We start from the raw sequence: 25,429 nt of genomic DNA, 5'->3' as shown, positions 1-25,429 counted from the left end.
GTGAATCACAATGCCAGAATTGTGCAACAGGCCCCTTGAGGGGGAGATGTCCGGCAGGACAGAGGGGGGCGCTGGCCCGCCAGCGTCTAAATAAGCACCCTCAATGCTTGATGCGGTCCCGCATCGCGTACCACAGCATCCCCAGCACATAGAGCGGCCCGCGCAGGGCCGTCCCACCCGGGAACGGCATCGGGGTCAGTGTCGAGAACAGGTCGAGCCTCGATGCGTCGCCGGTAATGGCTTCCGCCAGTAGCTTGCCCGACAGCGTTGACAGGATGACGCCCTTGCCGGAATAGCCATGCGCGAAATAGACCTCGCCATAGTGCCCGACATGCGGCAGCCGCGACGTCGTCACCGACACCAGCCCGCCCCAGGCATGATCGATGCGGCAGCCCTTGAGCTGCGGGAAGGTGGCCTCCATGTGCGGTCGCACGAAGCCGGCGATGTCGGCCGGGGGTGACGGCGTATAGCGCTCGCCGCCGCCGAACAGCAGCCGTCCATCCGCCGACATGCGGTAGTAGTTGACGACGAAGCGCGTGTCGGACACCGCGACGTTGGCCGGGATGACGTTGCGCGCGCCCTCCAGCGGCTCGGTGGCGACGATATAGTTGCCGACCGGCATGATGCGGCTGTTGACGCGCGGCTCCAGCCCGTTGAGCAACGCGTCGCCCGCCAGCACGACATGTCTGGCCCGCACCGATCCCTTTGCCGTCGAGACCCGGATCGACGGCTCCCGCTCCAGCTTCACGGCCACTGAATTCTCGTGGATGGTGACGCCGGCCGCGACAGCCGCGCGGGCAAGTCCGAGCGTATAGTTCAGCGGGTGCATGTGGCCGCCGAGCGGTTCATACATCGCGCCGTGATAGGGCGTGTCGACCTTGGCCCGGGCCTCCGCCGCCGAGAGTATCTCGACATCGCGGAATTTCATCACGCTCTCGAGGCATTTGGCCTCTTCTTCCAAATCCCTGAGGTCGGAGCCATTGACCGCGCCGACCAGATGGCCGGTGAGCCTGAGATCACAATCGATGGCATGGCGCTCGATGATGTCGAGCACCAGGCCGCGCGCTTCGAAAGCAAGGTCGAACAGCACCTTGGCGCGCTCGGCCCCATAGAGCTTGACCAAACCCTTGGCCCCCTTGCGCAGACCGGGGATCATCTGGCCGCCATTGCGCCCCGACGCTCCCCAGCCGATCCTGCCGCCTTCCAAGAGCACCACCTTGAGGCCGCGCTCAGCCGCGTGAAGGGCGGCCGACAGGCCGGTGCAGCCGCCACCGACGACAACCAGGTCGGCATCGACATCGCCGGCAAGCGCCGGATGGTCCGGCGCCGGATTGGCGGTGGCGACATAGTAGGATTTGCCGATATCGAGACCGGAATTGAAACCCGTTGAAGATGCCATGGTCACACCTTCAGCAGCAGATGGTCGCGTTCCCAGCTCGTCACCACGCTCTGGAACAGGTCGAGCTCGACGCTCTTGACGCGCAGATAGGTCTGGAAGAAGTCCTCGCCGAGCAGTTCCCGCACCGGGTCGCAGGCGGTGAAGCGGTCGAGCGCTTCCTCCATTGTCTTCGGCAGCGTGCTCCTGATCTTGTAGGCGTTGCCCGACGCTTCGGCCGAGCGCGCCAGCTTCTGCTCGACGCCGAGATAGCCGGCAAGCAGCGAACCGGCGATCGCCAGATAAGGATTGGAATCCGCACCCGGCAACCGGTTTTCGACCCGTCGCGCCGCCCGCCCTCCCGCCGGAACGCGCAGGCCGCAGGAGCGGTTGTCGTGCGACCACTCGATGTTGGCCGGCGCGCTGTGGTTGGGCCGGATGCGGCGGAACGAGTTCACGTTGGGCGCGAACAGCGGCATGATTTCGGGAATGTACTTCTGCAGGCCGCCGATGAAATGGCCGAACATCTCGGTGTCGGCGTCGTCAGTACTGGCGAACAGCGCGTTGCCGGTCTCGTCGACGACGGACATGTGCAGATGCATCGAGCTGCCGGCCTGGGCCGCGATCGGCTTGGCCATGAAGGTCGCATGCATGCCGCATTGCTGCGCGGCCTGGCGCGTAAACCGCTTGAACAAAAGCACCTGGTCGGCCAGCGGCAGCGCGTCGCCATGCAGCAGGTTGATCTCCAGCTGAGCCGTGCCCGATTCATGGATCAACGTGTCGAGCGGCACGCCGGCGGCGGCGGCATAGTCGTAGACGCGCCGGATCACCGGCTCGAATTCTTCCAGCGCGGCCATGTCATAGGGATGCTGTACGGTTTCAGTGCGACCGTTGGCGCCGACCGGTGCGGTCAGCGGTCTGTCCGGATCGGGATTGGGCGCGGTGAGATAGAATTCGAGTTCCGGCGCCACCACCGCGCGCCAGCCGCGCCGGCGATAGAGATCGAGCACGGCGCGCAGCACTTGGCGGGGCGAAGCCATCCACGGCCTGCCATCCATGTGGAAGGCGTCGGCGAAGACATAGGCCTTACCAGCCACCGCCCCGGGCGCCAGGCACAGCGTCGAGACATCGGGCACCATGCGCATGTCGGGGTCCGAATAGGCAAAACCCTCGTCGATCGAGCCGGAATAACGGCCGTCGATGCTGACCAGGAAGGCGCTACTCGGCAGATAGAGTGCGCGGTCTTCCAGCGCCTTGAGGAATTTGGCGGTCGGCAGCGCCTTGCCGCGCAGCACGCCGTTCATGTCTGGCACCAGGCATTCGACTTCGGTGATGCCGTGCTGCGTGAGCCAAGCCTTGGGATCGTTGCCGCTGGAGAGCGAGGTGTTGGTGTTCTTGTCAAGCATTTCGTTCATGTCCGTATCAGGGAGAGAATGGCTTGCGCGGCCACATCCGTTCCGGGTTTCAGCGCCATCTCGGCTGCATTGTCCCTAAGGCGGGCGCGCATGGCGTCATCGGCCAGCAAGCCGAGAATAGCCTTCTCCAGTCCCCCTTCGGTCCAGCCGTCACGGCCGATATGGTCGCCGACGCCGGTTTCGCCGGCGCGTTGCGCATTGTCGTGTCCGTCCCAGCAATAGGGCATGATCAGCGACGGCACGCCGAAGCGCAGCGCCTCGCAAAAGCTGTTGTTGCCGCCGTGGTGGATGAACAGGTCCGACTTCGCCACCACCGAGGGCTGCGGAAACCAGGCGTCGAGATAGACATTGTCGGGCACCGCGCGGTAGGCGTCGCGGAGGCCGCCGACATTGACGATGAAGCGGGCCGGCAGCCTGTCGAAGACGGCGAGCATGCGCTCGATCAGCCCGACATCCATGGCGCCGAGGCTGCCGAAGCTGACATAGACCAGCGGCCCGCCATTGCGGGGAAAAACCGGCACCTCGAACGGTCCTTCCGAGCGCACGCAGCCTTCGAGATAGACGAAGCGCTCGGGGTCGAGCGGCGCGGCGCGTTCGCGGCGCACGATCGAAGGCGTCAGGAGCAGATTGAGGTCGGGCGAGGCTTCGAGAAACAGGCCTTTCGGAAGTGGCGCCAGCCCGCAATCCGCGCGAAAATGGTTGAAGCGATCATGCGCCGGAGCCGAAGCCGCGAGATAGCGGGTTTCGAACGCCCCGCGTTGCGGGTCATCCGAGGCAAGCCCGGACAGATAGGGCGGCACTTGGGCGTCGGGCAGCTCCGTCTCGGCGCAGGAGACGACGCGCACCCAGGGACAGCCGGCTGCGGCGATCGCCGGGAACATGATGACATTGTCGAGCACCACCGCGTCGGGCTTCAGCCGCGCCAGCAATTGGCGCAGCGGCGCCTCGGAGTTGAGCGCCGTGTCGACGATCGCTTGCCAGGTCGGCGCGACATAGGTTTCGAGCTGGTCGATCGGGCTCAGCCGGAAATGTGGCAGATGCCGGCGCACGAAGGCCTGCCAGTAGCTTTGGCGCTCGCTGACGCTCAGCGGCTCCTCGGTCGGCAGCTGGTATTCCTGGAAACCATAGTCGGCAAAGACGCCGGAGAAGCCGGCATGGCAGATGAACACCGGCCGCGCACCCTTCGCGCGCAGCGCCTGTGCGATGCCGACGCAATTCAACGCCGCCCCGAAACTGGCTTCGGGAAACAGCGCGATGGTCGGGCTCGCTCTACGCGTCAATTAATCCTCTTCATTCCGGCCGGCTGAACATGCCGAACAGCGCGGGCGCGCCGCGGCTGGCCGCCAGCGGTCGCTGGCTGCGGGAAAGCCGCAGGTGGACGCGAAGCAGATCGGCAGCAACCTCATACTGCCGGCTTTCGAGATGGTCGAGTATGTTCAGGTGCTCACGCAGCGATTGCTTCAGCCGGAACACGTTGACGCCGGCATAGATGCCGGGAAGCCGCCTCAGCCGGAGATGACCGGCCAGCGCGTCGGCGACGAAGCGGTTGGCGGAGCCTTCGGCGATCATGCCGTGAAAATCGATGTCGAGCCTTTGGAACTCGCGAGTATCGAACGCAGAGTCGGGCAGTGCCGACAGCGCCTCCATGCCCTGCCGCAACATCGCGGCGCGCGCGCCGTCCAGCCTGAAGCCCGGCGTCAGGATCGCCGCTGGCTCCAGCAAAAGCCGGAACTCGTAGCTTTCGCCCTGCGCCTCCGGATCGTCCGGTGCGCGGCGGAACAGCCAGGACTGGCCCGGCGCACGATCGAGCAAGTTCTCTTCCGTCAGTCTGTTCAGGGATTTTAGTACCGTCTTTCGCTCAGCGCTGTACCGCCGCATCAGCCCGGCGACGGTGACTGTCTGGTCCAGACGCCGGGCCGACCGGTCGCGCAGGATGGCTTCGGCAAGCTCGTCTTCCTCGGCGGCGGGCAATTCGGCTGCTATCGCCGGCTGGGCGGCGAGGTCGATCGCCAGGAGATAACCAGTGTCGGCTTCCCAGCGCACGACACCCTGTTCCGCGAGCAAGCTGAGCGCAGCACGCACCGGGGTGCGTGAGACACTGCAGAGCGAGGCGATCTGCTGCTCGGGCAGGCGCGTGCCAGGCGCAAACCCACGCTGCCGCGCCACATCGAGGATGCGCTGGGCCAGGTCGAGATGGTTGGTGCGAGGTCTTCGGGCTAAGGCTTGCATGACTGCTCTCGGGAACGGACGTAGCCGGACTGGTTTGACCGATCGGCCCCGTGGACGCAATCGGCCAGATTCCTCGGCCGGTTGACAAATTATGGATTGACGTACTTTTTTCTGCAATAGTACTGTCAGGACAATCGGCGATAAAAAGACCGAGGGAACGGGATCGATGCAGCGGCGCTGTTGCGCGGGTCCAAAACGAATTCGACGAACCAACCGGAATGGGAGTCCGCCATGACTGCGACCAGCCTGCGGCGCCGTGCGCTGAGAATGCCCCCAATCGCTCTCGGCCTTGCCGTGGCGCTGTCCGCGCCGGCAATGGCCACCGACCTCGTCATCTCCAACTGGGACGGCTACATGGCGCCCGACGCCATGGCGTCTTTCAAGACGGCGACGGGCGTCTCCGGAGAAGTCGTGGTGCACGCCACCAATGAAGAGATCATGGGCAAGCTGATTGCCGCCGGCGGCAAGGGTTATGACGTGGTCTTCGTCTCTTCGCCTTTCGCCGAGGTGCTGAACAAGCTCGGCCTGACCGAGCCGATGGACCACGCCAAGATCCCCAACCTGGCCAATCTCTATCCCGAAGCGACCAAGCTGCCGCACGATGTCGGCAACACTTTCTCCGTGCCTTATACCTGGGGCACGACCGGCCTCTGCTATCGCTCGGATCTGGTCAAGACCGCGCCGACAAGCTGGAGCGATCTGCTCGCGCCGTCCGACGAGCTGAAGGGCAAGACCACCATGCTGGCGACCGACCGCTGGCTGCTCGCCGCCGGCCAGCTCGACAAGGGTTTCTCCGTCAACGAGACCGACCCGGCCAAGATGGCCGAGGTCAAGGATTTGCTAATCTCGGCCAAGAAAACCCTGCTCGCCTATGATGATACCACCTTCTATTCGAAGCTGGTTTCGGGCGAAGCGCTGATGGTGCAGGCTTGGGACGGCTGGTGCAATTACGGCATCGCCGATAAGCCGGAGATCAAATACGTCATCCCGAAGGAAGGTTCGGATCTCTGGGTCGACACGATGGTGGTGATGAAGGCTTCCGAGCACAAGGACGCCGCCTTCCAGTTCGTCAACTTCATGCTCGACGCCAAGAACCACGCCTGGGCGGCCCAGAACATCGACTACAAAGTGCCGAACAAGCCGGCCATGGAAAGCCTGCCGGCCGACTTCCTGGCAAAATTCCCCAACATGGCGATGCCGGTCGCCGACCTCGTCAAATTCGAGCAGTTGCGTGACGTCGGCGAAGCCCAGCGCGATTATTCCAAGATCGTCAGCGAGATCAAGGCCGCGCAGTAAGCGGCGTCAGTTTCTGGCAATCACTGTCCTGGAAGCAAGCTTGCGTTCCTTCACGCCCTCCCGCTCCTCCCTGCTGATGGCCCCGGCGCTGGTCTGGTTGATCGCGCTAATGGTGGTGCCATGCGTGCTGGTGCTGGCGCTGGCTTTCTTCCGGCGCGGCATCTATGGCGGCATCGACTACACCTTCACGCTGGAGAATTTCGGGCTGGTCTTCGACCCGCTCTATGCCGGCATTTTCCTGAAATCCGCGCGCATTGCCGGCACCGCCACGCTGATCGCAGTGGTGATCGGCTATGCCGCCGCCTATGCGATCGCGGCCGCCCCGCGCCGCTGGCAATCGGTATTCCTGTTCTTCGCGGTGCTGCCGTTCTGGTCCAACTATCTGATCCGCACCTATGCCTGGATCGTACTGCTCAACCGCCAAGGGCTTATCACCCAGCTCCTGCGCTGGCTGGGCTATACCGGCGAGCCGCCGTCGATGCTCTACACCGAGGGCGCTGTCATCGCTGGCCTCGTGTACAACTATCTGCCCTTCGTCATCCTCGCCTGCTACGCACCGCTGTCGCGGCTCAATCCGGAACTCGCCGAAGCCTCGCGCGATCTCGGCGCTTCGGCCATGACGACGTTTCGTCGCGTCATCCTGCCGCTGACCGTGCCCGGTATCGCCGCCGGTGCCGTCTTCGTCTTCGTACTGTCGATCGGCAATTTCGTCACCCCGGCACTGCTCGGCGGCGGCCGTTTCCAGATGATCGGCAATCTCGTCTACGACCAGTTCCTGACCGCCAATGACTGGCCGTTTGGTGCCGCACTGGCGATGGCGCTGATCGCCATCATGCTGCTAGTGCTGACGGCGCAGGCGATTGCCGCCAATCGCGCCTCTGGCCGTGTGGAAGCAGCCGAGGGCAACGCGAATGGCTGAACGCTCACCAGCCGCGCGGCGCACGCTTTGGCTCGTGTTGAGCCTCGTGTTCGCCTTCCTCTATATCCCGATCGCAGTGCTGGTGGCGCTGTCCTTCAACGAAGGCGGGCTGCCGACGGCGTGGTCTGGCTTTTCGCTGAAATGGTATGCCTCGCTGGCCGGTAATTCCGCCATTCTCTCGGCCGCCCTCAACACGCTGATCGTGGCGCTGGTCTCGACAACCATCGCCACCTTGCTCGGCACCTTGCTGGCGATCGGCATCGAGATGCGCCGGCAATATGGCAAGGGGCTCGAAGCGCTGATCTTCGCGCCGATGATCATCCCCGACATCGTGTTGGCGATCGCGCTCTTGTCGTTCTTTTCGATGCTCAACCTCACCATGGGCCTGCACACCATCATCCTCGCCCATGTCGTGTTCAACCTGGCCTTCGTCTGTTCGGTGGTGCGTGCCCGGTTGAAGAGCTTCGACTGGTCGATCGTCGAGGCTTCCGCCGATCTCGGTGCCTCAGCCATGACCACCTTCCGGCGCGTGACATTGCCCGTCATCCTGCCGGCTGTCATCGCCGGCGCGCTGCTCGCCTTCACGCTTTCGGTCGACGAGTTCATCATCGCCTTCTTCACCGCAGGCGCCGGCCGCGCCTCGACCACGTTGCCGATGCAGATCTACGCCATGATCCGCTTTGGCATCACGCCGGAGATCAATGCGCTGGCAACCATCGTCATGGCGGTCTCGATCACCGCGCTGACCCTGTCGCAGCGGCTCAACCGGGGAATGATCGGCCAATGAGCGAACCACGCACGCTGCTGGCCATCGATCATGTGTCGAAGAATTTCGGCCGCGTCACCGCCGTCGACGGCATCTCGCTCGACATCAGGGAAAACGAGTTCTTCGCGCTGCTCGGTCCATCGGGCTGCGGCAAGACCACGCTCTTGCGCATGCTCGCCGGCTTCGAGACGCCGAGCGACGGGCGCATCCTGCTCGACGGCAACGATATCGCCAGGACGCCGCCCAACAAGCGGCCGGTCAATCTGATGTTTCAGTCCTACGCGCTGTTCCCCCATATGAGCGTCCGGGCCAATGTCTCCTATGGGCTGGAGATGGAGCGTTTGCCTTCAGCCGAGATCCGCTCCCGCGTCGACGCCATCCTGGCGACCACGGAACTCGTCCCCTTCGCCGACCGCAAGCCCGAGCAATTGTCGGGCGGCCAGAAGCAGCGCGTCGCGCTGGCCCGCGCGCTGGTCAAGCGCCCCCGCCTGCTGCTGCTCGACGAGCCGCTTGGCGCGCTCGACAAGAAGCTGCGCGGCGCCATGCAACTGGAATTGAAGCGCCTGCAGCACGAGGTCGGCATCACCTTCGTCATCGTCACCCATGACCAGGAGGAATCGCTGGTCATGGCCGACCGCATGGCGGTGCTCAGGGATGGCAAGCTCTTGCAATGCGACACGCCGCACGCGGTCTACGAACATCCGGCCGACCGTTTTGTCGCCGACTTCATCGGCGTGATGAACTTTGTCTCGGGCAAGGCGTCACCCGATGGCGTTGTGGCGGTGAATGGGGCGCGCATCGCCGGCAGGGTTCCCACAGCGCTCACGCCGGGAGCATCGGCAGTGGCGTCGGTGCGGCCCGAACGCGTCCGGCTGTTCCCAGAGGCGGAATCCGCCAACCGCACCACGGGCGTGGTCGAGGCGCTGGCCTATCAGGGGCTCGACCTGCAGCTGCATGTCCGCACGCCGCGATCGCCAAAACCGTTCCTGGTGCGTGTCACCGCCGACGCCGCCGACCGGCGGCCGGTTGCATCGGGCGACCATGTCGAACTCGGCTGGGACGCCGCCGATGTCAGAATTTTCGCAGAGTGAGTGGAGGAATAGCCTGATGGCGCAAAAGACGATCGCGTTTTTTCCCGAAGCCGCCTACGGCCCGGCGCTCAATTCCGTCGGCATCGCGCAAGCCGTCGAGGCGCGCGGCCACAAGGCGGTGTTCCTGTCCGACCCCGGCTTTGTCGATGTCTACAAGGGCTATGGCTTCGAGGCGCATCCGGTGAACCTCTCCGAACCGATGCCACCCGAGCAGATGGCGAAATTCTGGGAGGATTTCATCAACGGCCACATCCCGAACTTCCGCAAATCGCCCTACGACCAGGTCGACAATTACGTGAAGGACTGCTGGACGGCGATCGTCGACAGCGCCAAATGGGCGCAGAAGGATTTGCCGCGCGTTCTGGCCGCCATCAAGCCGGATGTCATCTGCGTCGACAACGTCATCCTGTTCCCGGCGATCAAGCAGTACGGCAAGCCCTGGGTGCGCGTCATCTCCTGCTCGGAAAACGAGATCGAGGACGAGGGCATCCCCCCGCATCTCTCCGGCTGCGGCGAAAACGACCACGCCGGACACCAGCGCTACCGCGACCATTTCAACGCGGTGATCAAGCCGATCCATGACGACTTCAACGCGTTCCTCACAGCCAACAATGAGGCAGCCTATCCGGTCGGCCAGTTCTTCGAGGCGTCGCCATACTTGAATCTGCTGCTTTACCCCGAGGCGGCAAAGTTCAAGCGCCGCCACCCGCTCGACTCGACAAAATTCCAGTACCTCGAAGGCTGCGTGCGGCAGGAAAAGCCCTACACGGTGCCGACTTTCACTGAGAACAATGACGGGCCGCTGCTCTATGTCTCCTTCGGCAGCCTGGGCGCCGGCGATGTAGATCTCTTGAAGCGCATCATCGCGACGCTGGGAACGACCCGCTACCGCGCGCTGGTCAACGTCGGCGGCTACAAGGACCAGTACACCGACGTGCCTGCCAACGTCATCGTCGACAGCTGGTTCCCGCAGCCTTCGGTCATTCCCCAGGTCGATGCCGTCATCCACCACGGCGGCAACAACTCGTTCACCGAGTGCCTCTATTTCGGCAAGCCGGCCATCATCATGCCCTATGTCTGGGACGGCCACGACAACGCCACCCGCGTGGAGGAAACCGGCCACGGCTTTCGCATGCCACGCTACGATTGGACCGATGCCGAGTTGATCACAAAGATCGAAGCCTGCCTGACCGATCCGAAGATGAAGGCGAAGCTGGCGAAGACGTCGGCACAGATGCATGCGCAGAACGGGCCGGAGAAGGCGGCGGGTTTGCTGGAGGGGCTGCTGTGAGCGAGATATTTGACATGCCGAGCCATCGGCGCGGGAACACGCCCATGACCTCCTCCGCCCCGCACCTCCATCAGGCCTCCACCCGCACCGACCTCGTCGACTGGGGTGCCCAGCCCGAGGCGCTCGAAGGCACCTCGCACTCCACCGGCAAACTCGTGCACAAAGGCCCTGACAATCAGCCGGAATCCGGCGTATGGGTCTGCACGCCGGGCCGCTGGCGGCTCTCGATCCCGCGCGACGAATTGTGCCATTTCGTTTCCGGCCGTGCGACCTACCGATCGGATGTCGGCGAGGTGATAGAAGTCTCCACTGGAACCGTGGTCATGTTCCCCGCCGGCTGGACGGGCGAATGCACCGTGCATGAGACCATGCGCAACGTCTACATGCTGGCCTGAGAGCATGATCCCGAAAAGTGGAAACCGGTTTTTCGGACAAGATCATGCTCAAGCAAGAATCCACCGCATAGGAGCAAGACATGTCGACACCGCATTGGCCTGATGCCTCGACCGTGGACCTGGAGGATTGGGGCGCGGGCGCCAACACGCTCGCGGGCGCGCCGCGGGCCTCAGGCAAGATCCTTTCCAGGAATCCGGACGGATCGAGCGAGTGCGGCCTGTGGTCGTGCACGCCGGGCACCCGTAAAGTCAGCTTTGCCGCCGACGAATTCTGCCACTTCCTGTCGGGGCGCGGCAGTTATGTCAGGGACGATGGCGAGGACATCCCGGTCGAGGCCGGTACGCTCGTCTTCTTTCCCGCCGGTTGGACCGGCATCTCCATCGTCACGCAAACGCTGACCAAGGCCTTCATGTGCCGGTGAGCACTTTACCAGGGAATTCGATATGACCACGCCGATCATGCAATCGCCTCTTGCCATCACGGACCTCGTCGACTGGGGCGTGATCTCCACTATGATCGAGGGTCAGTCCCACACGTCGGGCAAGCTGCTCTACAAGGGACAGGAAGGCCGTTCGGAATGCGGCCTCTGGGTCTGTACCCCGGGCAAGTGGCACTGCCACGTCACCCATGACGAGTTCTGCCACTTCCTCGAAGGGCGCTGCACCTATGTGCATGAGTCCGGCGAGGTCATCGAGATCGAGCCGGACACGGCAGCCTTCTTCCCGCAGGACTGGAAGGGCGTCTGCACGGTCCATGAGACCATCAAGAAGGTCTACATGATCCGCTGAGCCTTCCCGATAATTCTACCTGCCGGTCACCTGACGCGGTTTTCTCCGCTTCCCGTGCTCACGGACCCGAATGTCCTCTGCGCTCCGGTTCTCGAAAACCACGCCATCTGACTCCGCAGGACGAATTCTCAAGAAGGCTCTGATCACAGGGGAGCGACTATGCATTTTTCACCCGACCGGCCAACCTTCTTCGTCAACCCGGACTACCTGCCGATGGTTGGCGCGAGCAAACCGGTGATCGATCCGGCCACACTGGAAACGGTCGGCGCGATCGCGGCGGCCAGCGATGGCGAGATCGACGCTGTCCTCACTGCCGCGACCAAGGCGCAGCTTGCCTGGAAGAAACTCGACGCCAAGAGCCGGGCAAAGCATCTGCACGCCGTCGCCAACGCCATCGAGGCGGCCAACTTCACGCATTGCGCCGAGCTGATGGTGCGCGAAATGGGCAAGCCCTATCCCGAGGCCATAGGCGAGATCGCCAATTGCGCGCCGATCTTCCGCTACTATGCCGAGATGGCGCGCGACGATGCCGGTAAGGTCGCCGGCACGACGCAGGCCGGCTCGTTCCAGTATGCGCGCTATGAACCCTATGGCGTCTCCGTCCACATCATGCCCTACAATTTTCCGATCCTGCTGATGTGCTGGACGGTGGCCGCATCGCTTGCCGCCGGAAATGCCTGCATCATCAAGCCGGCCGAGGTGACGACACTCTCAACGCTGGACTACATGACGGTTTTCCGCTCGTTGCCAGAAGGGTTGGTGTCCTGCCTGCCGGGAGGTGCCGCCACCGCGCAGGCGCTGATCGCCTCCGACCGCACCCACGCCGTTGCCTTCACCGGCTCGGTCGCAGCCGGCAAGATGGTTGCGGTGGCCTGCGCCGAGCGCATGAAGCCTTGCGTCATCGAGGCCGGCGGCAGCGATCCGCTGATCATCAGCCAACACGCCCCGCTCGACGTCGCGGCGGCCGGCAGCGTCACCGCTGCCTTCCACCTCACCGGCCAGGTCTGTACGTCGGCCGAGCGCTTCTTCGTCGTCGACGCCGTGCATGATCGCTTCGTCGAACTGTTTGCCGAAAGGACGCGCGCGCTGCGCATCGGCGACGGCATGGACAAGACCGAGATCGGTCCGCTGGTCAGCGAGGCGGCACGAGCCAAGGTCATGCGGCTGGTCGACGACGCCATTGCCAACGGCGCCAAGGCCATCACCGGCGGCCGCATTCCGCCGGCGCACAACACCGGCTGGTTCTACGAGCCGACGATCCTGACCAGCGTCAGTCCTGACATGGCGATCGTGCGCGAAGAGTGTTTCGGCCGGTCGCAGCCATCTGCCGGGTCAAGGATTTCGACGAGGCGATCCGGCTCGCCAACGACAGCCCCTTCGGGCTCGGCGCTTCGGTCTTCACCACGGATCTGGCCGAGGCGCACGACGCGGCCGAACGGCTGGAGGCCGGCATGGTCTGGGTCAACAATCACTTGATCGACAATGACGCTTTACCCTTCGGCGGCTGGAAGGCTTCCGGCCTTGGCCGCGAACTTGGGCGCCAGGGTCTCGATGCCTTCCGCCGCTCGAAGATGGTCATCATCGACCACAGGCCGGCCATCCAGGACTGGTGGTATCCCTATCCCGACAGCTGGTTTCGCGAGGCCGGCGGCCGCAAACACGTATGAAGAATGGCGCGCGGCAACACCGCGCCTGTTGTTTCTCAATCGTTCGACCAGGGGCGCGAGCAGGAAAAGCGATGCCGCCGGGGAAGGGCCGGCGGCATCTTCTTCGACAGGCTACTGCCTTTTCAGGGCCGATCCGCTACGGCGTCGTTCCCGCTTGAAGCTTGGTCGCCGTCTGGTCGATCTTGCCGGCAAGGACACCTTGGGCCCAGGCCGTGACCTCGGCGTCGACCGGCTTATTTGCCATGTCTGTCAGCGCCGCGCCGAGCGATGCGTCGTCGGTGCCGACCGCTGCCGCGGTTGCCGCGGCCGCGGCTTGATCGGCAGCCGCATTGTCGGCGGCGACCACTGCCTGCTGGGCGGTGACATCGGCTTGCAGCGCCGATATCTGTCCCGGCAGGGCCGCCTGGTCCGCGGGCGTCATGGCGGCGATCTGATCCGGTGTCAGCGACGTCAGCGCGCTCAATTGCGCATTCAGCGCATCCAGTTGAGCCTGGGCGGCGGCGGCCGTTGCGGCGGCCGCGGCAGCCGCTACCTGCGCATTCTTGGCTTTCGCCGATTGGGTCACGAATGCCTGGATGGCGGCGAACTTCTTGCTTTTGGAGTTCATATAGGCGTTGACGTTGCGTTGCAGCGAGTTCAGCCGGCCGAGTTTGGCGTGAATGTTCTTGTCGTTCGGTACAGACGATACGGTTGTGGTCGCATCGACCGTGGTGCTGGCCGTCGTCTCCGTCTCCGCCTTGGCTGCCTGTCCGGGTGCCGACGACGACTTGCCATGCGAAGCATCGCTGTTGCCGTTGCTGCTCGCGTTGCCCTTACCATTTCCGTTGCCGCCACTATTGCCGTTGCCGCCGCCGTTGCCCCCGCCATTGCCATGCCCGTTGCCGGCGAGCGCCGGAGACGCCAGAAGCGCCAATGCGGCCAGCGCCGCCAACAGAGTTTTCCGGTTTGTCATGGTGATCTCCTCGAGAATTGCGCTCTCGCCCACCGCTGAACCATCTGCGTATGAGAAATCGCTAATCACACCTGGTAAACTTTAGACAAATGCGGTCTCAATCCGAGAGCGGGCCTCGCCTCGAAATCGTAACTTATTGAAAATCAAAAGAAACCCGCGCCTTTGGCCTGCCATGGCACTGAAGTCCCATGCCAGCCAGACCATGGTCCGGTGCCGTCCGGCGTCCCGCGAAACCGCAGGAAAAGGGGCTGAAACAGGAAGGTCGATAGATGAAAGCAGCGGTCTCAGCCGATGCTTTCGCCACCATCGATCACCAGCGCCTGGCCGGTCATGAAGGACGATCGGTCCGAGACGAGAAACAGGATCGCCTCGGCGATCTCTTCGGCCACGGCCCAGCGGCCCATCGGGATCTTGGTGCGGACATAGGTTTCGATCGCTTCGCGTCCGCCCATCTGGGCGATGAACGGTTCGTTGAAGGGCGTGTCGACCCAGCCCGGGCAGAGCGCGTTGACGCGCACATTGTGCCTGGCGTAGTCGAGCGACATCTGCCTGGTCATCGCCACCACGGCATGTTTCGACGTCGCATAGGCGATCATCTCGCGGTCGTAGAAGACGCCCGAATTCGAAGCCGTGTTGAGGATGACGCCACCGCCTTGCGCGATCATCGACGGCATGACGATCCTCGCCGCCAGGAACTGCGCCCGCACATTGACCCGCCAGGAGGCATCCATGCCGGCGGTCTCGACCTCGGTCAGCGTGCCGCCGACCTGAATGCCGGCATGATTGTGCAGGATGTCGATGCGCTGATGTCTGTCGAGCGTGCCGACGATCAGCTGGTCGATCGCACTGTCGTCGGAGACGTCAGTCACGATCGCCTCGGCCCGGCCACCTGTGGCGCGGATGTCCGCGGCCGTTGCTTCGCCTGCGGCCTCATCCCTGTCGGCGATGACGACCACGGCCCCTTCCCTGCCCATGATCATGGCGCCGGCGCGCCCGATGCCAGAGCCGGCGCCCGTCACCACGGCGATGCGGTCTTTGAGGATCATGATGCGGCTTTCAGTTTGATGGCTTGCGCTGGCGCAGCTGCCATTGGGCAAGCACCACGAGCAGGACGGAGGCGACGAGCACGATCGTGGCGATGGCGTTGATCTCCGGCGTCACGCCGCGCCGGATGGAGGCGAAGACGTAGATCGGCAGCGTCGTCTGCGCGCCGGCGACGAAGAAGGCGATGATGAAGTCGTCGAAGGAGAAGGTGAAGGCGAGCAGGAAGCCGGCGACCACCGCCGGCATGATCTGCGGCAGGACGATCGAGCGGAACGTCGTCAGCGGTGTGGCGTAGAGGTCGCTTGAGGCCTCGACCAGATTGCGGTCGAGGCTGCCCAGCCGCGTGCCGACGATCATCGTCACCAGCGCCATCGAGAACAGGCCATGCGCGGCGATGATCGAGCCATAGCCGAGCGACAGGCGCGGCGGCTGGCCGCCGGGCCAGATCGAGGCGAGGAACGGATTGACGACGGCAAACAGCTGGACGAGCGCGACAAGCGTCGAGATGCCGATGACGACGCCGGGAACGACGATTGCCGCGCCAAGCAGCGCGTCGAAAACGGCGCGGGTTCTGGCACCGACACGCGCCAGGCCAAGGGCCGCCGCGGTGCCGAACACCGCCGCCAGCAGGGCGCTGGTGGTGGCAATGAACAGGCTGTTCTTCAGCGCCTCGACCAGGAACGGGTTGGACAGCGCCTTCCCATACCATTGCACCGAGAAGCCGGTGAACTCGCTGGCATGGTGGCCGGCGTTGAAGGAGAACAGCACGACCAGCACGATGGGCAGATAAAGGAAGGCGAAGACAGCGATGACGAAGGCGCGCATCAGATCAGGTCCACCCGGCGGGCGCCCGCAACCCGGTTCGAAATGCGATTGGCGACAATCAGCACCACCACCGAGACCAGCACCAGCGTGATCGCGATGGCCGATCCGAACGGCCAGTTGCGCGACTGCAGGAACAGATCGACCAGCGCATTGCCGATGAAGAACACCTTGCCGCCGCCAAGCAGCGTCGGGATGAGGTATTCGCCAAGCAGCAGGATCATGACCAGCGAGAAGCCGGTCATCACGCCCGGCAGCGACAGTTTGAGGGTCACGCCCAGAAAGGTTGACAATGGCGTCGCACCGAGATCGGCGGAGGCCTCCAGCAGCCTTCGGTCGAGCCGTTCGAGGCTGACATAGATCGGCAGGATCATCAGCGGCAGATAGCCGTAGACGATGCCGAGCAGGACGGCGCCCGGCGTATTGATCAGCCTGACATCCTCGATGCCGACAAAGGCGAGCAGCGCCGGGATGCCGCGTCCGCCCAAAATGTACATCCAGGCATAGGTGCGCATCAGAAGGCTGGTCCAGAACGGAATGACGACCAGCGCGAGCAGGATCAGCCGCCAGCGCTGCGGCACCTGCAAGGCAAGATAATAGGCGACCGGATAGGCAACGATCAGGCAGGCGAGAGCACCCACCGGCGCCAGCACCATGGTGTTCCAGAATGCCGTCGCCCGTGCCGGAAGATTGGCATATTGCGCCAGCGTGAAAGCCGCCTGATAACCGCCCTCCGGCGCACGCTCGCCGACGCTGAACACGGCGATGGCGATGAACGGCAGCACCAGGAACACCACCAGCCATACTGTCGCCGGCGCGAGCAGCAAGGCGGTCAGGAAATTATGCCGAAATCTGTTGCCGTGCATTGAATCCGCCCCGATACCGGCGGACATGGGCCCGCCGGTCGATTGTCTGTGTCGAGGCCAGTCTCAAGCCGATTTGAAGCGCGCCATCAGTTCGGCACGGCCCGGATCGGTCAGCGTTGCCGCAGCGCCGAATTCGAGCGGCGTCAACAGGTCCGCCGCCGGGTAGAGGATCGGATTGTCGAGCACTTCCTTGGGCAGCAGCTTGTTGACGCGCGCATCGGTCGAAGGCGCGCCATTGGCAAGGTGCTCCTTCACCGCGACCTGCGGGTTCATCAGATAGTTGAGCAAGGCATAGCCGGCGGGCTTGTTCGGCGCGTCCTTCGGGATGGCATAAAAATCGGTCCAGATCTCGCCGCCTTCCTTGCCCAGTACATAGGCGATCTCGGGAATGTCGCGGTGGAGCTGCGCGCCGTCATTGGTCCAGCACATGGTCATCCAGGCGTCGCCCGCCCGCATGCCCGGCTGGTAGTCGGACGAGACGGCAAATAGATGCGGCTTGACCTTCAGCAGCAATTCCTCCGCCTTGGCGAGCTCGTCCTGCTTGAGCGAATTGAACGAATAGCCGTAATATTTCAGCGCATTGCCGATGGTGGTCAGCTGGTAGTCGTGCACCATGGTGCGGCCGTCGCCTTCGGCCATGGCGGTGTCCCAGAACTCCTTCCAGCTCGTCATCGGCTTGGTCAGCTTCTTGGTGTTGACGGCAAAGCCTGTCGTGCCCCAGTTCTTCGGCACGGCGTAGATCACCTTGTCGATCGTGCCTTCGGAGGTGAAGCGCGGATCTTCCTGCGTGCCGTCGAAATTCGACAGCTTCGCCATCTCCAGCGGCTCGATGATGCCGAGCTTCTTGTAGGTCGAAATCGTGTAATTGGTCGGCACGAACAGGCTCCAGCCCGAGGCGCCGGCCTGCAGCTTGGCCAGCATCTCCTCGTTGGAGCCGAACACGTTGACCTCGACGGCGACGCCGGTGTCCTTCTTGAAGTTCTCGAAGGTCTGCGGGTCGTGATAGTTCGGCCAGGTGGCGATCGACATGCGGTCGCCAAGGCTTTCGGCGGCGAAGGCCGGTGTCGGCATGATGCCGATCTCGCGCGCCATCACCGCCGTGGCGATGCCGAGACCGGTGAGGCCAAGGAAATCGCGGCGGCCGATCGAGCCACGTTTCAGGCGCATCAGCTGGTCGACGAAATTCTCGGGGCTTATCGGCAGTCCGTCACGATATGATTTCGACATGTTTGTTTACCCTCTGGTTGGTCCCGTTGTTCTTGGTTTCCGGAAACGCCAGCGGCGTCCCGGTGGCAAAGCCGATGGCGACGGGTTCACCCGGCTTGAAGAGATTGCCTTGGCCGATCAGATGGTCGGCCTTGGCGAGCAATGTTCCGATGCCCTGGACCTCGATCGCGTATTCCGCCGTCGAGCCCAGGAAAATCCGGTTGCGGACGACACCCTTGAGTTGGCCGCTTGTCGGAGCACCGAGGCTAAGGGATTCGGGACGCAGGCTGACCGAGACGGTCTCGCCTTGCTGCAAGGCAGTACGTTTGCGCGCCGCGATGACGGTACCGTCCGCCAGCGCCACGCTGACGAGATCACCGGCGTGCCCGGCAACCTTGCCGGCAAGCAGATTGGTCTTGCCGACAAAATCGGCGACGAACAGATCCGCCGGCTCGTCATAGATTTCGCTCGGCTGGCCGAGCTGGACGATGCGGCCGCCATTCATGACGCAGACGAAATCGCTCATCGACAACGCTTCTTCCTGGTCGTGCGTGACCAGCACGAAGGTGATGCCGATTTCGCGCTGCAGGTTCTGCAGCTCGATCTGCATGTCGGTGCGCAGCTTCTTGTCGAGCGCCGCCAGCGGCTCGTCGAGCAACAGCACCGCCGGCTTGTTGACCAGCGCGCGCGCCAGCGCGACACGCTGCTGCTGGCCACCGGACAGTTCGTGGATCTTGCGGCCGCCATAGCCGGCAAGCCGCACCATTTCGAGCGCTTCGCCAGCCCGTTGGCCGATCTCGCGCGACGATAGCCGTGGCCTTGCCTGGCGCAGGCCATAGGAAACGTTGGCTTCCACGTCGAGATGCGGAAACAGCGCGTATTGCTGGAACACCATGTTGACCGGCCGCCGGTAAGGCGGGGTGCCGGCCATGTCCTGGCCGCGGATGAACACCTGGCCCTCGCTCGGCTGCTCGAAGCCGCCGATCATGCGCAGGCAGGTCGTCTTGCCGCAGCCGGACGGTCCGAGCAAGGCAACGAAGGCGGAGGGCGGCACGGCCAGATCGATGCCGCTGACCGCGGTCACCGCGCCATAGCGCTTGGTGACGCCGCGAAACTCGATGTCGGGCACTGCGGTCAAGGTGCTGGCTCCAGGACAATGCGATTTCAGGACGCTACCAGAGCCAATGGCAGCTAGTATATACCTCCCAGGTGGTATATCTGATCTATTTTATCGTTTGAGGGGGTAGGAATTGGGCGCTTCCCGCAGCGACGAATACAGCCGGCTTGCCACACTTGTCGCGGCGACGCGGGAGACGAGTGGCGACCTGTTCGGCCAAGCGATGGTCGATTGGCTGCGGCAGCATGTCGGCTTCGACCATTGCGTGATCTTCGGCTATCGCGGCGCCTCACGACCGCCATTGCTGTTCGAGACGTTCACGCCGGCCGAAAGCCACGTCTTCGTCGCGCTCTATCAGGAAGGACCCTACCTGCTCGACCCGTTCCATCACGCGGCGTTGGAGCGCAAGGAAGGCTTCTGGCGCATGCGGGAACTCGCGCCCGATCGTTTCTACGCCAGCGAATATTTTCGCTCCTATTACAGCCAGACCAGGCTGGCCGAGGAGGTCGGCTTCTTCGTGCCGCTGCCGGGCAAGGACGCACTGGTGCTGTCGCTGATGCGGCTCAGCGCTTCCGGCCCGTTCGGCACCGCCGATGCCAGGCTGCTGCGCGACATGGCGCCGGCGGTGATCAGCTTCATCCGATTGCGCTGGCCTGCTCTCCCCGCCGACGAATCGGCCGAGACGAAGCAGGACGAGGAAATAGCCGCGGTCAACGAATTCGACCGCGCCCATATCTGGAAAAGCCTGTCGCTGACGCCGCGCGAAAAGCATGTCGTCGACCTGGTGCTGCAGGGCCATTCGACGGAATCGATCGCCAGGGCGATGCGAATCGTGCCGGGAACCGTGAAGGTCCATCGCCGCAACATCTACCGCAAGCTCAAGATCAAGTCGCAGGCCGGTCTTTTCGCCCGCTTCGTCGAGATCATCGGCGCGCGAATAAGGAGTTGAATGGTCGGATGCGTCCGTGCTGACGGACCGCATGCTTCGGCGCTGGGCGGGAGACATCAATCGCTTCGGCCAAATCCCGAATGGCTTTGCCATGCTGACCGAGGTCACAATTTTGTGTCCGCCAGACGTGGCTGCATTGGAAAGTTCCATTGATCGTCTCGGATTTCTACCGTAAACGTTATACTGTAACGGCTATGCCCACAACGTGACACGCATGGCGGTGTATTGAGTCCGCCCCGACTTTCCAAAGGAGACCAAGGATGCGTTCCCTTCCCTTTCTGGCCGCGCTGCTGGTTGCGGCGCCGCTGCTGACCGGCACCGTCGCCCGGGCAGAAGACAAGCTGAACATAGTTGCCGCCGAGAATTTCTATGGCGATCTCGCCCATCAGATCGGCGGCAGCCATGTCGCCGTTACCAGCATCCTGTCCAATCCCGACGACGATCCGCATCTCTTCGAGACCAGCCCGTCGACGGCGCGCACCATCGCCGATGCCAAGGTCATCATCTACAACGGCGCCGACTACGATCCGTGGATGGACAAGTTGCTCGCCGCATCGAGCAAGCCGGACCGCACGACCATCGTTGCCGCCGACCTGATCGGCAAGAAGTCAGGCGACAACCCGCATCTCTGGTACAACCCGGCGACGCTGCCGGCGGTCGCCAAGGCGCTCGCCGCCGAGCTGTCGAAGCGCGATCCCGCCAACGCAGTGCATTACGAGGCCAATCTCAAGCAATTCCAGGCCTCGCTCGACGGCATCGACAAGGAAATCGCAGCCGTCAAGAAAGCCTATGCCGGCACCGAGGTGACCGCCACCGAACCTGTGTTCGGCTACATGGCCGAGGCGCTCGGCCTCAAGATGTTGAACTATGATTTCCAGGTCACGGTGATGAACAACGCCGAGCCAAGCGCGACACAGGTCGCGGCATTCGAGAGCAGCCTGAAGGACGGTTCGGCCAAGATCCTGTTCTACAATTCGCAGGTGACCGATCCGGCGACGACCCGGCTTCTCGACCTCGCCAAGCAGAACAAGGTCACCGTCATCGGCGTCACCGAGACCGAGCCCGCCGGCAAGACGATCCAGAGCTGGTTCGGCGGCCAAGTCGACGCGGTCCAGAAGGCGCTCGCAGCCCGCACACAATGAACGTGACCGAATGAATGCAATTGAGTTCGCCAAGGTCACGCTGACCTATGGGGGACGTCGGGTTCTATCCGACGTCTCCTTTTCGATTCCACAAGGCGCCTTCGTCGGCTTGCTCGGCGCCAATGGCGCCGGCAAGACGACGATGCTGCGCGCCATCCTCGGCCTCATCAAGCCGGCCGGCGGCGCCATTTCGGTGCTCGGCAAACCGCCGACGCGCGGCAACGCTGATATCGGCTACATGCCGCAGGCGCGGCGCGCCCCGACCCAGACGGGGATCAGCGGCCTCGATTTCGTCCTCATCGCGGCCGGCGGCCACCGCTGGGGATGGCCGGTTGCTTCCGCCATCGAGAAGGAAGCCGCCTGGAAAGCGCTCGAAGCCGTCGGAGCGAGCGACCTCGCCCGGCGTCCGCTGGCAGAGCTTTCCGGCGGCGAGCGCCAGCGCATCCTGATCGCCCAGGCGCTGATCGGTGACCCCAAGCTCCTGCTGCTCGACGAGCCGCTGATCAGCCTCGACGCGGCGCACCAGCGGACGATCATCGACCTCGTGCATGAGATCGGCGAGCGGCTCGGCATCTCGGTGCTGTTCTGCTCGCACGAGATCAACCCGCTGCTGCGCGCCGTCGATCGCGTACTCTATCTCGGCAACGGCAAGGCCGCGATCGGCAGTGTCGACGAGGTCATCAGCGGGCCGGTGCTGTCGGAACTCTACGGCACGTCGATCAATGTCGTGCGGGTCGCCGGGCGCATCTTCGTGATGGCCGACGATGTGGAACTGGAAGGCGAGGCGCATGTCCACGATGTTTGACTATGAATTCATGCGCAACGCCTTCTACGCCTGCACGGTGGTCGGCATCGTCGCCGGCGCGGTCGGCTATTTCCTGGTGCTGAGGGGACAGACCTTCGCCGGCCATGCGCTTTCCCATGTCGGTTTTCCCGGCGCAACCGGCGCCGGCCTCATCGGTCTGTCGCCGTTCTTTGGCCTGACCGTGTTCACCGTTATCGCCGGCATCGGTATCGGCCTGCTTGGCGAGCGCGCGCATCGCGACGTCGCCATCGGCATCGTGCTGACGCTGTCGCTCGGCCTCGGCCTTCTGTTCCTGCATTTCTATACCGCCTTCGCGTCGCAGGCGACGAACGTGCTGTTCGGAAATGTGCTCGGAATCAGCCTGCGCACCGTCATCGTGCTCGCGATACTTGCGGTGGCCATCCTTGTTGCTCTCGGGCTGATCGCCCGGCCGCTGCTGTTCGCCAGCCTGCAGCCGGAACTCGCCGAGGCAAGGGGCGTGCCCCTCAACCTCGTCTCGACCCTGTTCATGGTGCTCGTCGCCTTCGCCACTTCGGAGGCCGTACAGATCGTCGGCGTGCTGCTCGTTTTCGCGTTGATGGTGGCTCCCGCGGCGACCGCGCTTCGGCTGACGCAAGGGGTACTCGCCGGCATAACGGTCTCGATGGTCTTGGCCGTCACCATTGCCTGGATCAGCCTGTCGCTTGCCTACCAGACCGACTGGCCGACGAGTTTCTGGATCACCGCGCTGGGTACATCGGCCTATCTGGTCAGCGGCATCGTGCAACGTTCGATGGCCCGACGCCCGGTCGCCGATGGCAGAACCTGAACTCACCAGGAACCAGAAGCTGGTGCTGGCGGCCATTTCACGCGCCGGCAGGCCGGTCAGCGCCTACGACATTCTAAGCGAGATCAGGCCGCATGGCATCAAATCACCGGTACAGGTCTACCGGGCGGTCAAGAAACTCATCGAGAATGGCGCGGTTCACAAGGTCGAAAGCCTCAATGCTTTCGTACCCTGCGCCGGTCAGCATGCCCATGGTCCGAGAACCACGATCCTGGCGGTCTGTGAACAATGCGGCCGGGTCACCGAATTCAGCGACGACATCACTGATCGCCGGCTCGCCGAATGGGCCGCGCGCGAGCGCTTCGACATCGAGGCGACGAGCATAGAGGTCAACGGGCGTTGCGCCGACTGCATGCTCGAACGAAATCGGGGATAGCTCGGTCAGCCCGTCGCGTCGGTCGCCCACGAGCCCGTTTCGGCCATGCGCCGAAGCAGCGGGCCCGGCTGGAAGACATCCTTGCCGGTCTGCCGATACCAATGCTCGAGCCGCTCGATGATCCTGGCCGCCCCTTCGAGGCCGGCCCAGAACATCGGGCCGCCCTTGCCGACGGGAAAACCGTAGCCATTGACCCAGACGACGTCGATGTCGGAGGCGCGGGCGGCGATCCTTTCCTCCAGGATCTTCGCCCCCTCATTGACCAGGGGATAGAGTGTGCGCTCGATGATTTCTTCCGCGCCTATCGTGCGCGGCACGATGCCCATCTGCGCCGCCTTGTCGCGGATCAGTGCCTCGACCTCCGGATCAGGAACACCCGCCCGCGCGCCGGCCTCGTAGAGATAGAAGCCGCGGCCGGTCTTCTGGCCGAAACGGCCCTGTTCGCACAGCGTGTCGGCGATGACGGCCGTCAGGCCCCGCGCCTTGCGGTTGCGCCAGCCGATGTCGAGGCCGGCAAGATCGCCCATCTGGAACGGCCCCATCGGCCAGCCGAAATCGGTGAACGCCTCGTCGATCTGGCGGGGTGTCGCGCCCTCCAGCAGCAGAGCTTCCGATTCCGAGCCACGGGCGGCTAGCATGCGGTTGCCGACGAAGCCGTGGCAGACGCCGACGACGACAGCCACTTTGCCGATCCTGTGTGCCAGGTCGACCACGGTCGCCAGCGCATCCGGCGCCGTCTTTTCGGCGCGCACAATCTCCAGCAGCTTCATGACATTGGCCGGCGAGAAGAAATGCAGGCCGAGCACATCCTGCGGCCGCGATATCGAGGCGGCGATCTCGTCGATGTCGAGATAGGAGGTGTTGGTAGCGAGGATCGCGTCCGGCCTGGCCACCGCGTCGAGCTTGCCGAAGATTTCTTTCTTGACCGCCATGTCCTCGAACGCCGCCTCGACGACCAGGTCGCAATCGGCGAGGTCGGCATAGTCGGTGGAGCCTTTGAACTGGGCAAGCCGCTGCCGCTTGGCGTCCTCGCTCAAGGAGCCGCGTGTGACCGAGACGGCGTAATTCTTCTCGATCGTCGCCAGCCCCCGCTGCAGCGCTTCATGGCTGGTTTCCAGCAAGGTGACGGGAAAGCCGCCATTGGCGAAAGCCATGGCGATGCCGCCGCCCATCGTGCCGGCGCCGATGACGCCGACGCGGGCGACCCTGCGCTTGACGACATCCTTGCCGGGAAGTTTTGCCGCCTCGCGTTCGGCGAAAAACAGGTGCCGCTGGGCGCGCGACTGGTCGCTGGCGACGAGTTTCACGAACAGCGCCCGCTCCGCCGCCAGCGCCTCGTCGAAGGGCAGCGTGACGGCATTGCGGACCGCCTGCGCACAAGCGATCGGCGCTTCCAGCCCCCGCGCCTTCCCAGCCAAATCCGCGGCCTCGGCATCGAAGCTGGCAAGGTCGGTTCCGCGAAGCAGCTCGTCGCGATCGCGCACCGGCGTGAAGGGACCACCCTTGCGGGCCATTTCGCGGGCGAAGTTCACGGCATGGGGGGTCAGATCGCCCTCGAAGACGGCATCCACCAAGCCGGCGCCGTGCGCCGCGGAAGCACCGATCGGTGTGCCGGAAACGATCATCTTGAGCGCCTTGACGGCGCCCACCAGTCGCGGCAGCCGCACCGTTCCGCCGCCACCGGGCAGGATGCCGAGCTTCACCTCGGGCAGGCCGAGCTTCGCGCCTTGATCGGCGACGCGGAAATGGCAGCCGAGTACCAGTTCCAGCCCGCCGCCGAGCGCGGTGCCGTGGATGGCGGCAACGGTCGGCTTGGCGATGACTTCAAGCGCCGCCACGATGGCGCGCAATTCCGGCTGCTGCATCGGCTTGCCGAACTCGGTGATGTCGGCGCCGGCAACGAAGGTACGGCCGGCACAAGCGATGACGATTGCCGCGACCGATGCGTCATCGCGCAGAGCGACCAGCGCCTGCATCAGTGGCTCGCGGACATGAAAACTCAGCGCGTTGACCGGCGGATTGTCGATGGTGACGATGGCGACGCCACCTTCGTTCACGACACTGACAGAACTGGACAAGCGAAGCCTCCCG

The 25,429-nt window shown here is 64.0% G+C and carries 24 protein-coding genes and 1 pseudogene; 14 read left to right on the top strand and 11 right to left on the bottom strand.

From position 1 onward, the window contains the following. Positions 1–100: 100 nt before the first annotated feature. The 4 genes from C7I87_RS07995 to C7I87_RS07980 are packed head-to-tail and all read right to left on the bottom strand — an operon-like array spanning position 101 to position 5,019. Positions 101–1,399, bottom strand: coding sequence for an NAD(P)/FAD-dependent oxidoreductase (locus C7I87_RS07995; RefSeq protein WP_149903683.1), 1,299 nt, complete (start codon positions 1,397–1,399; stop codon positions 101–103). A gap of 2 nt (positions 1,400–1,401) precedes the next feature. Then, entirely contained in the window at positions 1,402–2,781 is a 1,380-nt protein-coding gene (locus C7I87_RS07990; RefSeq protein ID WP_149903693.1) for a glutamine synthetase family protein, read from the bottom strand. A gap of 5 nt (positions 2,782–2,786) precedes the next feature. Beyond that, the gene (locus C7I87_RS07985) at positions 2,787–4,070 is read right to left on the bottom strand and encodes a nucleotide disphospho-sugar-binding domain-containing protein (protein ID WP_149903682.1); all 1,284 of its coding nucleotides are present in this window, start codon (positions 4,068–4,070) and stop codon (positions 2,787–2,789) included. Positions 4,071–4,080: 10 nt separating this feature from the next. Beyond that, positions 4,081–5,019 (bottom strand): GntR family transcriptional regulator, encoded by a 939-nt coding sequence (locus C7I87_RS07980; protein ID WP_149903681.1) that lies wholly within the window; start codon positions 5,017–5,019, stop codon positions 4,081–4,083. A gap of 231 nt (positions 5,020–5,250) precedes the next feature. Between C7I87_RS07980 and C7I87_RS07975 the strand changes: the two genes are divergently transcribed. From C7I87_RS07975 to C7I87_RS07935, 9 genes and pseudogenes are all read left to right on the top strand, one after another. Beyond that, positions 5,251–6,315 (top strand): polyamine ABC transporter substrate-binding protein, encoded by a 1,065-nt coding sequence (locus C7I87_RS07975; RefSeq protein ID WP_149903680.1) that lies wholly within the window; start codon positions 5,251–5,253, stop codon positions 6,313–6,315. A gap of 76 nt (positions 6,316–6,391) precedes the next feature. After that, positions 6,392–7,234 (top strand): ABC transporter permease, encoded by an 843-nt coding sequence (locus C7I87_RS07970; protein WP_149903692.1) that lies wholly within the window; start codon positions 6,392–6,394, stop codon positions 7,232–7,234. Then, positions 7,227–8,021 (top strand): ABC transporter permease, encoded by a 795-nt coding sequence (locus C7I87_RS07965; protein ID WP_149903679.1) that lies wholly within the window; start codon positions 7,227–7,229, stop codon positions 8,019–8,021. The genes C7I87_RS07970 and C7I87_RS07965 overlap by 8 nt, the downstream gene beginning before the upstream one ends. Beyond that, positions 8,018–9,091: an ABC transporter ATP-binding protein gene (locus C7I87_RS07960; RefSeq protein ID WP_149903678.1), complete on the top strand. Its 1,074-nt coding sequence runs from the start codon at positions 8,018–8,020 to the stop codon at positions 9,089–9,091. Before C7I87_RS07965 ends, C7I87_RS07960 begins: the two co-directional genes overlap by 4 nt. Before the next feature lie 16 nt (positions 9,092–9,107). Further along, entirely contained in the window at positions 9,108–10,382 is a 1,275-nt protein-coding gene (locus C7I87_RS07955; protein WP_149903677.1) for a glycosyltransferase, read from the top strand. A gap of 44 nt (positions 10,383–10,426) precedes the next feature. Further along, the gene (locus tag C7I87_RS07950; protein WP_149903676.1) at positions 10,427–10,777 is read left to right on the top strand and encodes a cupin domain-containing protein; all 351 of its coding nucleotides are present in this window, start codon (positions 10,427–10,429) and stop codon (positions 10,775–10,777) included. An 80-nt stretch (positions 10,778–10,857) separates the two neighbouring features. Further along, positions 10,858–11,199: a cupin domain-containing protein gene (locus C7I87_RS07945; protein WP_149903675.1), complete on the top strand. Its 342-nt coding sequence runs from the start codon at positions 10,858–10,860 to the stop codon at positions 11,197–11,199. 22 nt (positions 11,200–11,221) lie between these two features. Continuing rightward, the gene (locus C7I87_RS07940; protein WP_149903674.1) at positions 11,222–11,566 is read left to right on the top strand and encodes a cupin domain-containing protein; all 345 of its coding nucleotides are present in this window, start codon (positions 11,222–11,224) and stop codon (positions 11,564–11,566) included. Positions 11,567–11,725: 159 nt separating this feature from the next. Beyond that, a pseudogene (locus C7I87_RS07935) lies at positions 11,726–13,233 on the top strand (aldehyde dehydrogenase). Positions 13,234–13,369: 136 nt separating this feature from the next. Here the strand turns inward: C7I87_RS07935 and C7I87_RS07930 are convergent. The 6 genes from C7I87_RS07930 to C7I87_RS07905 all read right to left on the bottom strand — a co-directional run bounded on the left by C7I87_RS07930 (position 13,370) and on the right by C7I87_RS07905 (position 19,261). Then, positions 13,370–14,185 carry a hypothetical protein gene (locus tag C7I87_RS07930; protein WP_149903673.1) on the bottom strand — a complete coding sequence of 272 codons (816 nt, stop codon included), beginning with the start codon at positions 14,183–14,185 and terminating at the stop codon, positions 13,370–13,372. Positions 14,186–14,469: 284 nt separating this feature from the next. Continuing rightward, the gene (locus C7I87_RS07925; RefSeq protein ID WP_149903672.1) at positions 14,470–15,231 is read right to left on the bottom strand and encodes an SDR family NAD(P)-dependent oxidoreductase; all 762 of its coding nucleotides are present in this window, start codon (positions 15,229–15,231) and stop codon (positions 14,470–14,472) included. A 10-nt stretch (positions 15,232–15,241) separates the two neighbouring features. Continuing rightward, complete coding sequence (locus C7I87_RS07920; RefSeq protein ID WP_149903671.1) at positions 15,242–16,054, bottom strand: ABC transporter permease; 813 nt, start codon at positions 16,052–16,054, stop codon at positions 15,242–15,244. Next, positions 16,054–16,917, bottom strand: coding sequence for an ABC transporter permease (locus C7I87_RS07915; protein ID WP_149903670.1), 864 nt, complete (start codon positions 16,915–16,917; stop codon positions 16,054–16,056). The genes C7I87_RS07920 and C7I87_RS07915 overlap by 1 nt, the downstream gene beginning before the upstream one ends. A gap of 63 nt (positions 16,918–16,980) precedes the next feature. Beyond that, on the bottom strand, positions 16,981–18,144 hold the full coding sequence (locus C7I87_RS07910) for an ABC transporter substrate-binding protein (protein ID WP_149903669.1): 1,164 nt from the start codon (positions 18,142–18,144) through the stop codon (positions 16,981–16,983). Next, positions 18,125–19,261: an ABC transporter ATP-binding protein gene (locus C7I87_RS07905; protein WP_149903668.1), complete on the bottom strand. Its 1,137-nt coding sequence runs from the start codon at positions 19,259–19,261 to the stop codon at positions 18,125–18,127. Before C7I87_RS07905 ends, C7I87_RS07910 begins: the two co-directional genes overlap by 20 nt. Before the next feature lie 112 nt (positions 19,262–19,373). Here C7I87_RS07905 and C7I87_RS07900 point away from each other — a divergent pair, with 112 nt between their 5' ends. The 5 genes from C7I87_RS07900 (at position 19,374) to C7I87_RS07880 (ending at position 23,338) form a co-directional block, all read left to right on the top strand. Then, a complete protein-coding gene (locus tag C7I87_RS07900; protein WP_149903667.1) occupies positions 19,374–20,189 on the top strand; it encodes a response regulator transcription factor in 816 nt (271 codons plus the stop codon). A gap of 260 nt (positions 20,190–20,449) precedes the next feature. Then, on the top strand, positions 20,450–21,331 hold the full coding sequence (locus C7I87_RS07895) for a metal ABC transporter solute-binding protein, Zn/Mn family (RefSeq protein ID WP_149903666.1): 882 nt from the start codon (positions 20,450–20,452) through the stop codon (positions 21,329–21,331). Between the two features lie 10 nt (positions 21,332–21,341). Beyond that, positions 21,342–22,136: a metal ABC transporter ATP-binding protein gene (locus tag C7I87_RS07890; RefSeq protein WP_149903665.1), complete on the top strand. Its 795-nt coding sequence runs from the start codon at positions 21,342–21,344 to the stop codon at positions 22,134–22,136. Continuing rightward, positions 22,120–22,944, top strand: coding sequence for a metal ABC transporter permease (locus tag C7I87_RS07885; RefSeq protein ID WP_210250622.1), 825 nt, complete (start codon positions 22,120–22,122; stop codon positions 22,942–22,944). Before C7I87_RS07890 ends, C7I87_RS07885 begins: the two co-directional genes overlap by 17 nt. After that, positions 22,931–23,338 (top strand): Fur family transcriptional regulator, encoded by a 408-nt coding sequence (locus C7I87_RS07880; RefSeq protein ID WP_149903664.1) that lies wholly within the window; start codon positions 22,931–22,933, stop codon positions 23,336–23,338. The genes C7I87_RS07885 and C7I87_RS07880 overlap by 14 nt, the downstream gene beginning before the upstream one ends. Positions 23,339–23,343: 5 nt before the next feature. Here the strand turns inward: C7I87_RS07880 and C7I87_RS07875 are convergent, their stop codons facing one another. Then, entirely contained in the window at positions 23,344–25,416 is a 2,073-nt protein-coding gene (locus tag C7I87_RS07875; RefSeq protein WP_149903663.1) for a 3-hydroxyacyl-CoA dehydrogenase NAD-binding domain-containing protein, read from the bottom strand. Positions 25,417–25,429: the final 13 nt, after the last annotated feature.

It is taken from the genome of Mesorhizobium sp. SARCC-RB16n (assembly GCF_008520305.1).
Classification (GTDB): Bacteria; Pseudomonadota; Alphaproteobacteria; order Rhizobiales; family Rhizobiaceae; genus Mesorhizobium.
The sequence above is the reverse complement of the archived record's forward strand: the minus strand, read 5'-3'. Positions and strand labels throughout refer to the sequence as shown.